This is a genomic window from Geomicrobium sp. JSM 1781026 (assembly GCF_041949955.1).
Taxonomy (GTDB): Bacteria; Bacillota; Bacilli; order Bacillales; family Marinococcaceae; genus Geomicrobium_A.
The window spans coordinates 378,149-387,530 of the sequence record NZ_JBHFQF010000005.1; the positions used below are offsets into that span (position 1 = coordinate 378,149).

The window sequence follows — 9,382 nt, forward strand, 5'->3', positions numbered from 1 at the left end:
TCCTATTCGTCATTACTCATTAAGGTTGGCTTCATGCTCTCCATTTGTTCTCTTGTTTCGTGGGTGCCAAGAGCATAAATCTTCTTGTACACTTCGTTTAAGCCATGTTGCATTTCCGCACCATCATCAACGGTGTATTTTTCGTTGAAGTGTCGAAAAGTAAACAAGTCTTGCAATTCCATATCGTGAGCTTGCACTTCTTTCAATAGTGTGCGAAGCTCTTGAACTTCTGTGTCGCTGGCTTCGATCTCAAATTGTATAAGCCCACTGTCTTCAATGTGAGTTACAGCTAAATCATCCATACTAATCGGATTTAAGTTCACATAATACGTTGTTTTCTCCACACTAACCACTCCTTTTATTAGCAGTTACTATGCCACAAAAAGGGAAGGTTATGTGCCGTCGAGAGTGGTTATTTTTTCAATTCAGCTAATACGTCTTTCGTTTCCTTCGTCCCGTACTGTTGGAGCAATGCGTACAACGAGCCAATTTCATTTTCCGTCGCTTCTTTATCGCGATCTGCCTTTCTTTCATTAAAAAAGGTGAGTACATCTCCGCCTTCAAGATCGTGGTTTTGAATGGCAATCAGTGTTGATTCAAGTTTGTGGCGTTCTTCAGGAGTGACTAAGACTTCATATTGAATTGAATTGTCGTCGACTTTGATGTCAGAAAGCGTCAACATGCTTTGGTCTAACGTGACGTAGAATTTTTCTCGTTCCATACTTGAAACCCCCATCTCAATAAAGGCTGTTTCGTTCACTAATACCCATATTTGAATGTGATTAATCTAAAAATCAATATATAATCAATCTAAGGAGGATGATTGACATGGAACAAAAAGTAGCACTCGTGACAGGATCAAGTCGAGGAATTGGGAAGTATACAGCCATCCAACTAGCCAAAGCAGGATACGATGTGGTCGTTCACTACGCAAGAAGTAAAAAAGAAGCTGAACAAACTGCTGAAGAAATAAAGTCCATTGGGCAAGATGTTTTGATGGTGAAAGCGAATTTAAACGATACAACAAAAATTAATGATTTATTTGACCAAATTGAAGCGTACTTTGGTAGGTTAGATGTGCTCGTGAACAATGCAGCGTCAGGGGTATTGAAGCCGGCTATGGAACTTACTGAAAGCCACTGGGACTGGACGATGAATATTAACGCGAAAGCGATGCTGTTTTGTGCGCAGAGAGCGGCACCACTTATGCAGAAAACCGGTGGAGGGAAAATTGTTAGCGTGTCATCATTAGGGTCCATTCGAGTGTTAGAAAACTATACTGCCGTCGGTGTATCTAAATCAGCGGTGGAGTCACTCACAAGATACTTAGCAGCTGAATTTGCATCCATGAATATTCGTGTGAATGCCGTGTCAGGTGGGGTCGTTGATACAGACGCGTTAAAGCACTTTCCAAATCGCGAAGAATTACTTTCTAGTTCTGGTGAAAAAACGCCAGCAGGTCGAATTGTTGAGCCAAAAGACTTGACGGACACGATGATGTTCCTTCTTTCTGATGAAGCAGAAATGATTCGCGGCCAAACGATTATTGTTGACGGTGGGATTTCTCTTTTAATGTAATTTTAAAAGATGTGTATATTACACTACTACACGGGCATCTTAAGCCGTGTGGAGGTGATAGCTATGCCAAAGAAACAAAACCAACAACAACAAGACCAGCAACAACAAAATCAAAACTATCAACAAGAATTTGCGAATGAAACAGATGCGCAAGAAGTTCAGCAACAAAACCAAAAATCTAAGCAAAAAAATCAACAAAACAATCAACAAAACAACCAACAGCAATAAGGTTGAAGACGGGAGCGTCCATTACGGATGGCTCCCGTTTTTTGATGTTTATGAGAGGGGACAGACCGTGTATAATCGGGAAGTATAAGAGTACTGGAAATGAGGAGATGTAATGTTGCCAATCGAAGGAGATACAATAGAAATTAGAAGTTATAAACATAATGGAAGTCTCCATCGTGTTTGGGAGCAATCGACGGTCTTAAAAAGTACATCACAAGAAATTATCGGTGGCAATGACAAAATTATTGTCCAAGAAGGTAGTGGCCATGCGTGGCGGACGAGAGAACCGGCGATTTTCTATTTTCATCATCAAAAGTGGTTCAATATCATCGCGATGATTCGCAATGACGGAATTCATTACTATTGCAATATCGGCACACCTTGTGCTTATGATTCAGAAGCTTTGAAATATATCGATTACGATCTGGATATTAAAGTATATCCAGACAATAGCATGCAGCTGCTTGATGAGGACGAGTACGAGGAACATCGAAAACTGATGAAATACCCCTTCGACATTGAACAGAAAGTTGCCGAAGGGGTAGGGGAGTTAAAATCATGGATATATCAAGGTAAAGGACCATTTCAGGCTCAATTCGTTGAGCAATGGTACGAACAATTTCTTTTGCATCGTTAATTGTCATCAGGATTATGATAACTGAAGAAGCTTTCAACGAGCCGATCTAAGTGTTCCAAACGCTGATTATATTCAACGATGTGAGACACAATCGGTAGCAGGCTTAACCATTCATCACGACTAACCTCTTTATAATCGTAAGAGTCCATAAAGGAGTCTGTCAGTGATATGTTACCTTCATCGACTTCCTCGGCCATCGTCTCTGTCATTTGCGTATTTACTTTCCCGTCATATCTCATCAATATGCGTTCGTGGTAATTCGTCAAATGATCTAATTGTTGCTGAATGAGTCGTTGCATTTGTTCTGGTAAATGGTGATAAGCGTTCTCTCGGTCATCCAAATAGGAAAGAATGCCAATTTGTTCTTTGTTTACACTAATCATTTCCCGGAATAGGACGAGCTTTCGTGCTTTATTAAACTTGTTTTTTTGGAAATAGCTTCTTTCTTCCTTGTAAAGCAAGTACATCTGGTCCATCTCAACGAGTTCTTCTTTTGAAGCTTCAAGGTCTTTTCTTCTGGATTGAATGTTCGTGTCATGTCGTGTCGTTAATCGAATCCACCTCGACGTATTTTCCGCCATTGAAGACACTTTTTTGTACAACTTCTCTTCGTATTTCGGCGGTATAAACAACAAATTAATGAGAAATGCAGAAAAGACACCAACCATAATGAGACCAAAACGGGAGAGGGAATACAATACATATTCATCGTTAGGGGCACTTCCCATAATGATAATGATTGTGACTAACGTTACTGGAATGGTTGTGGACTCCAAATTCATCTTCATAATTATGGCGATGGCAAGCATGACGACGACACCGATGACAAAGGGTTCGTGACCGAATGCTAAACCAAATACAATCGCAAGAATTGCACCAATGACATTTGCCTGCAATTGTTCAAGGATGGTCTGATACGTCTTATATATGGAAGGTTGAATTGCAAAAGCTGCCGTTAAACCGGCAAAGAATGCAGGTTCCAACCCTAGCCACTCCGCCGCATACAAGGCGAGCATGATGGCTAAACCTGTTTTAAAGATCCGGGCGCCTAATCGCATGGGCAGCGGCGCTCCTTTCGTAACTAATCCAATGGATGTTCAGCGTTTTTTTCATACATTTTCTTTGCTTCTTCGGCCGGTTGCCTTTCAATGAAGTAGAGGATGGCAGCTTTACATAATCCCCAAGTCGCAGTGGCAGCTAAAGTTCCTGACACTGCGTGTCCGGCAACAGGAAAGACAAGTTTACTCAAGGATCTAGACAGTTGTCGAAAAGCAAAGGCTGTACCAACATTGGCCCCGACAGCTCCAAGAAACTCAACGAGCGTTTTTCGGTTTAACTTACGACCAGATATATAGGCAATAGAAGCGACCATAGAAAGTTGGATACTCGTAATGACGGGTAAGTCAGCAAGGGGTATCGGTTGTGCTCCTACGCCTAAGGAAATAGCGGAAGCGCTTTTCCCAATCGTCTCAGCGATTTTCACTTGTATGGATTTTGCTTTCGTAATACGTGCCCACTCCATCCACGTGTTATTGGGCAGCTGTTCGAGCAAAAAATCAATAAGCCGGTGAATGTTCCATCTGCGGTCATACACAATTCTTCCATTTTCAAACGCTAGGTAAGCACAAACAGGCAATACGCCAGCGATGTCGTTAAACTGCTTGGCTAATAACTTCTCTAAATGGGCTGTTGCTTGTTGAATCGCTCGTTGCTTGGAATCTCCAAATGGAGGAGTATGATCGTATATCGGATCTAGTTCATCAACTTGGGTTACAATTCCCACGATCGGTGGAACGTAATCATGCTTTTCTTTAATTTGCTGTTGCAGTGCTTTTAGTTGCCCAATGTCTTCTTGAATGCGACTGTCAACTTCTTTTGCTTTAATTAAAAATAAAATTGCATCTGGATATTTGTTTGCTAACGCTTCTTCCCACGTTCGTTCTTCACTCATTTGAAAGCGGTCAGAAGCTCCTTCGCCAAAGCCTCTCGTATCTAAAACTTCCATTATCGTCTCGTTCGTCTTATCGGTATACGTATGCCACGAAGCACGTTCAGTTTCAGCAGTGACACTGCCTACATCCGCAACTTGATCTTGAAAAATTGCATTAATGAGTGTGGACTTGCCTGCCCCTCTGCGGCCAACGATTGCAAACTTTGGAGGCCGTGTATCGACGAGAAGGTCTTCCAGCTTTTCGATCTCTGGAAGCACTTTTCGTTTAATGTTGGCAGGCAATTTTGGCACAAGCCGATCGCGCATCATCCGAAGTGATTGGTCAAATTCAAGGCGTTGGTCATCGGGGTTCATTGTCATCACACTCTTCTCAGTTTGTTTTTAATTCACCCATTGCTTCATGGACAATCGCAATTGTATCCTGAATGTCCTGCTCCGTATGAGCGGTTGTTAAGAACCAAGCTTCATATTTTGATGGAGCTAAATGCACACCGCGTTTTAACAAAGCGTGGAAGAAGGCTGAGAATTTTTCGGAATCGGTGTTGGAAGCATCGTCGTAATTCTCAATGCTCGTTTGGGTAGTGAAATATACAGTCAGTGCCCCGACGAGTCGATTGATAACGATATCAACGCCATGATCATTTGCTGCGTTTCGAATCCCTTCTTCTAATAGTTTACCCAAATGATCCAAATGTGAATAGGTCTCTGGTTGTTCTAATACTTCAAGGCATGCAATGCCTGCGCTAATTGATGCAGGGTTTCCAGCCATTGTCCCGGCCTGGTATGCAGGGCCATTCGGAGCAATCTGTTCCATAATATCGACGCGGCCTCCATAAGCTCCGATCGGTAAACCGCCGCCTATAATTTTGCCAAAAGCGGTTAAGTCAGGTGTTACACCTAAAAGGTCTTGAGCGGCCCCGTAATGAAAGCGAAAGGCCGTAATAACTTCATCATAAATGACGAGTGCACCTGCATCATGCGCTAGACGATTCACTTCTTCTAGAAAACCTTCTTTTGGTTCTACAATGCCAAAGTTTCCTACAATCGGTTCGACGAGAACAGCTGCAATATCATCTCCGAAAGCGTCTAGAGCTTTTTTTAGCGATTCGGTGTCATTAAAGGGGACTGTAATGACTTCTTTAGCGATATTTTCTGTTACACCGGCCGAGTCTGGTGAGCCCAACGTTGATGGACCAGAGCCGGCTGCTACAAGAACTAGATCAGAATGGCCGTGATAACAGCCTGCGAATTTAATAATTTTATTTCTTCCTGTATAGGCTCTTGAGACACGAATCGTCGTCATTACAGCTTCTGTTCCTGAATTAACAAACCGTACTTTCTCAAGAGAAGGGATGGCTTGTTTTAGCTTTTTTGCAAAGGTGTTCTCAAGAGCGGTCGGCGTCCCATATAGCACGCCATTTTCCGCTGCAGTTTGAATCGCTTTTGTTATATGAGGGTGTGCGTGTCCAGTAACGAGCGGACCGTAAGCGGCAATATAATCAATGTAACGATTTCCATCTACATCATATAAATAAGCGCCGGCTCCTCGCTCCATCGTAATGGGTGTACCACCACCAACCCCTTTAAATGAGCGTGATGGACTGTTTACGCCACCGACGATATGTTCATTCGCTTCTAGATAATGCTTTTTGGATGTTTCAATGTTCATCGTGATCTACCTCCACATGTGTTCTACTGTTAGTTTACCATTCAATGATTCGACAAACACGAAAAACGAGATCATAATATGAGGTAGAGATTACTATATGTAGAGAATGGAGCGATTGAACATGGACTTAACAAATCAAACGGCACCAGAATTTTCACTTGAAGCGCATGATGGAACACGTGTATCTCTGAGTGATTATAAAGGCAAATACATTGTTTTGTATTTTTACCCAAAAGATATGACACCAGGATGTACAACCCAGGCGTGTGAATTTAGGGATGCACTTCCAGCATTAAATGATACAGGGGTTGTCGTTCTTGGCGTGTCACCTGATTCAGTGGATCGGCATGTGAAATTTGTTCAAAAGCATGACCTGCCCTTTTTATTAATAGCGGACCCAGAAAAACAGGCCGCAGAAAAATACGGGGTATGGCAATTGAAAAAGAACTTTGGCAAAGAGTACATGGGCATCGTGCGCTCCACGTTCGTCATTAGTCCTGAAGGAGAAATTCTTAAAGAATGGCGTAACGTTCGTGTCAAGAATCATGTAGCGGACGTACAAGCGTTTATAGAGTCCGTGCAAAAATGAGGGGCCAAACAAAAGTTGTTCTTACTGGGACATTGCCGAAGCAGATGTACGATGATTTACAAACAAGTTTCCCGAAGTTTCTTTTCTTATGTTTGAAAGTCAAGAAGATGCGGACAATGAATTGAAGAGTGCTGACGTTTTGTTTGCCTTAGGCAAGGGGCCGTCTGAGGACGTCATTAAAGATGCAGACAATCTAAAGTGGTTAATGACGATTTCAGCAGGCGTTGACCAACTTCCCCTCGGTGCACTCCAAAAGCGTGGAGTGAAGGTAACTAATGCCAAGGGAGTTCATGAGGTTCAGATGGGTGAATATGCGATGCATGCCATGTTAGATTATGCACGAAGTGCAAAGAAAACCGTACAATATCAAACAGAAGGTTTATGGCAAAAACCTGACATGATGGAACTTTACGGAAAACACGTTCTTTTTCTCGGGACGGGAGCAATTGCAAAAGCAATTGTTCATCGTGCAACCGCTTTTGGTATGACATGTAGTGGTGTGAATACGAGCGGTAAACAAGTTACTGAGTTTCAAGACGTTGCGATGTTTAATAAAGTGGGTCGTCTCGTAAGCAAAGCAGACTTTGTGATTAATCTGCTGCCGCTCACGGAAAACACAACGTATTTAATTGATCAAGACTTTTTTGCTCAGATGAAATCTTCAGCAGTCTTTATTAATCTTGGTAGGGGAAAGACAGTCGTGGAGGAAGATTTGGTAAGTGCAGTTAACAATCAGTCAATTGCGCATGCATATTTGGATGTGTTTCATGAAGAACCATTACCAAAAGAGCACCCTTTCTGGCAACATGAACGAGTGCGTATTACCCCGCACTTAGCTGGCATATCTGAACATTATGTTGAAAGACTGTTGCCGATTTTCATTCACAACCTTCATGTCTTTGAAACCGGAGAAGGATCATGGCAGAATCAAGTGAATATTAATGAAGGTTATTAATGATCGTTTTTGATATAATAGAAGAAAGAACGATTGTACGGACAGTAGAATGGAGGTTGTGTTATGAAATTGCTCGTTTGCATCATTAATGATGTTTATAGAGACCACTTAGAAAAAGTATTGCAAAAAGCGGGTTATCGAGTGACCGAACTTGCCAGCAGTGGTGGCTTTCTTCGAAAGGGCAATACAACGTTCCTGATTGGTTTTAAAGATCAAGACTTACAGGAGCTGAACAAAACGATGCAAAAAGCATGTGAAGAGTTAGAGAAGAAAAAGAAAATAGATGTGAATAGCAAGTATCGCTACACGTCGTTTATCATGAATGCTTCTCAAAGTGAAGAGTGGGCTTCCCGCTTTAGTAATGCATAAAACCCTTGTGTTGACAAGTTTTTTAGTGTCCGTTACACTAAATTATAAGAATTACAATGTAATAACTGGTCTATGAAAGTGGGTGCAGGCGATGACAAACGAACGCCTTCAGCACGCGGTTGAGTCATTAAAGAAGACAAAAGTTCGTATGACACCGCAGCGTCATGCTATTTTAGAATTCTTATTTGAGACAATGACGCATCCTACAGCTGATGAGATCTACAAGGCGCTTGAGGGCAAGTTCCCGAACATGAGTGTAGCCACAGTATATAACAATTTGCGAGTGTTTAAAGAAGCGGGGATCGTAAAGGAACTCACATATGGAGATTCTTCAAGCCGATTTGATTCAATTACGAACAATCATTACCACATTATCTGTAATGATTGTGGGAAGATTGTAGACTTCCATTACCCTGCGTTAGATGAAGTAGAAACACTAGCAGAGCATGTGACGAATTTTGAAGTGAAATCTCATCGCATGGAGATATATGGGAAATGCCCGCAATGTAGAAGTGAGCAAAATGTTGTTCATAATTAGATGCAAATAAAAAAGAAGGAGCCCGATTCGGGTTCCTTCTTTTTTATTTGGGTTGAAATGATTTGCGGTTATATCTTGGATCGAGCTCTTTGCCTTCAAGAGACTTGTCAACGGTGAGAGGTTCATTGCAATGCATACAGGCATCTACCCGTCCGAGTATTTTTGTATCTTTTTCACAGCTTGGGCATGTGACATGAATGGTTTTCATCGACTGCATGCCAATCCATAAGTAAACAAGAGCACTCGACATCACAGATAAGAAGCCGATAATCATCGCGATCGACATTAAGATTGGATTTTCTCTAAACACAAAAATCGCAATGTACATAATGAAGATCCCAATAAATATAAGCGCCATTGCAAATGTACGAATTCGATTAATCTTCGCCACCAATAATACCTCCTGGCTTGTATTCACAATTTGTCCATTTGATTATATCATATAAGAGTGTGGCGACGGAGTGAAAGGAATATGAACGTTTGAAAATTAATTTTAAAAAAGCATTGACTCATTGTAGAAGCTCATGGTAAATTATTAATCGTCGCTAAAACAGCGCACACAAAAAACACTCAAAACTTCACTTCTAAAAAGTAGTTGACGGTGTAGCGGAACACATGATAAATTAGATAACGCCCCAAGAAACGGTGAAAAACAACAAAAAAAGAAATGAACAAAGTAGTTGACGCCGGGCGGCAAAAGTGATAAGATAGAAAAGTCGCCAAAACAGCGACAGAGCAGCAATTGCCCTTTGAAAACTGAATGAAAGATAAGCGAATTAAAGCAATAAAAGCTAGCGCTTCTATTAAAGAAGCACGAGCCTCGTTGGCACCCCCGTGCTGACGAAAAAAGGAACACTTTCAATGGAGA

At 41.7% G+C, this 9,382-nt stretch carries 12 protein-coding genes and 1 pseudogene; 7 read left to right on the top strand and 6 right to left on the bottom strand.

Annotation, left to right across the window (positions count from 1 at the left end; all coding sequences use genetic code 11):
• Positions 1 to 2: 2 nt before the first annotated feature.
• Positions 3 to 344, bottom strand: a complete 342-nt coding sequence (locus tag ACE1TF_RS11635) for a hypothetical protein (protein ID WP_042428607.1) — start codon at positions 342 to 344, stop codon at positions 3 to 5.
• Between the two features lie 68 nt (positions 345 to 412).
• Positions 413 to 721, bottom strand: coding sequence for a hypothetical protein (locus ACE1TF_RS11640; protein WP_042404096.1), 309 nt, complete (start codon positions 719 to 721; stop codon positions 413 to 415).
• A 107-nt stretch (positions 722 to 828) separates the two neighbouring features.
• Here ACE1TF_RS11640 and fabL point away from each other — a divergent pair, with 107 nt between their 5' ends.
• From fabL to ACE1TF_RS11655, 3 genes are all read left to right on the top strand, one after another.
• Positions 829 to 1,578 (top strand): enoyl-[acyl-carrier-protein] reductase FabL, encoded by a 750-nt coding sequence (gene fabL / locus ACE1TF_RS11645; protein WP_375016878.1) that lies wholly within the window; start codon positions 829 to 831, stop codon positions 1,576 to 1,578.
• Positions 1,579 to 1,641: 63 nt separating this feature from the next.
• The gene (locus ACE1TF_RS11650; RefSeq protein ID WP_193744824.1) at positions 1,642 to 1,806 is read left to right on the top strand and encodes a hypothetical protein; all 165 of its coding nucleotides are present in this window, start codon (positions 1,642 to 1,644) and stop codon (positions 1,804 to 1,806) included.
• Between the two features lie 112 nt (positions 1,807 to 1,918).
• Complete coding sequence (locus ACE1TF_RS11655) at positions 1,919 to 2,443, top strand: DUF402 domain-containing protein (RefSeq protein WP_042404100.1); 525 nt, start codon at positions 1,919 to 1,921, stop codon at positions 2,441 to 2,443.
• Here the strand turns inward: ACE1TF_RS11655 and ACE1TF_RS11660 are convergent.
• The 3 genes from ACE1TF_RS11660 to ACE1TF_RS11670 are packed head-to-tail and all read right to left on the bottom strand — an operon-like array spanning position 2,440 to position 6,063.
• A complete protein-coding gene (locus ACE1TF_RS11660; protein WP_375016880.1) occupies positions 2,440 to 3,501 on the bottom strand; it encodes an FUSC family protein in 1,062 nt (353 codons plus the stop codon). The genes ACE1TF_RS11655 and ACE1TF_RS11660 overlap by 4 nt on opposite strands.
• 23 nt (positions 3,502 to 3,524) lie before the next feature.
• Positions 3,525 to 4,748, bottom strand: coding sequence for a GTPase family protein (locus ACE1TF_RS11665; RefSeq protein ID WP_375016882.1), 1,224 nt, complete (start codon positions 4,746 to 4,748; stop codon positions 3,525 to 3,527).
• A gap of 16 nt (positions 4,749 to 4,764) precedes the next feature.
• Positions 4,765 to 6,063: a glutamate-1-semialdehyde 2,1-aminomutase gene (locus ACE1TF_RS11670; protein ID WP_042404104.1), complete on the bottom strand. Its 1,299-nt coding sequence runs from the start codon at positions 6,061 to 6,063 to the stop codon at positions 4,765 to 4,767.
• A 121-nt stretch (positions 6,064 to 6,184) separates the two neighbouring features.
• On the opposite strand from ACE1TF_RS11670, the gene bcp reads away from it, so the two are divergent.
• The 4 genes and pseudogenes from bcp (at position 6,185) to perR (ending at position 8,514) form a co-directional block, all read left to right on the top strand.
• Positions 6,185 to 6,652 carry a thioredoxin-dependent thiol peroxidase gene (gene bcp / locus ACE1TF_RS11675; protein WP_042404105.1) on the top strand — a complete coding sequence of 156 codons (468 nt, stop codon included), beginning with the start codon at positions 6,185 to 6,187 and terminating at the stop codon, positions 6,650 to 6,652.
• Positions 6,653 to 6,731: 79 nt separating this feature from the next.
• A pseudogene (locus ACE1TF_RS11680) lies at positions 6,732 to 7,607 on the top strand (NAD(P)-dependent oxidoreductase); the annotation flags it as partial.
• A gap of 63 nt (positions 7,608 to 7,670) precedes the next feature.
• The gene (locus ACE1TF_RS11685) at positions 7,671 to 7,976 is read left to right on the top strand and encodes a cyclic-di-AMP receptor (protein WP_042404110.1); all 306 of its coding nucleotides are present in this window, start codon (positions 7,671 to 7,673) and stop codon (positions 7,974 to 7,976) included.
• 91 nt (positions 7,977 to 8,067) lie between these two features.
• Positions 8,068 to 8,514: a peroxide-responsive transcriptional repressor PerR gene (gene perR / locus ACE1TF_RS11690; RefSeq protein WP_375016885.1), complete on the top strand. Its 447-nt coding sequence runs from the start codon at positions 8,068 to 8,070 to the stop codon at positions 8,512 to 8,514.
• A 43-nt stretch (positions 8,515 to 8,557) separates the two neighbouring features.
• Here the strand turns inward: perR and ACE1TF_RS11695 are convergent, their stop codons facing one another.
• Positions 8,558 to 8,905: a DUF2614 family zinc ribbon-containing protein gene (locus ACE1TF_RS11695; protein ID WP_304412697.1), complete on the bottom strand. Its 348-nt coding sequence runs from the start codon at positions 8,903 to 8,905 to the stop codon at positions 8,558 to 8,560.
• Positions 8,906 to 9,382: the final 477 nt, after the last annotated feature.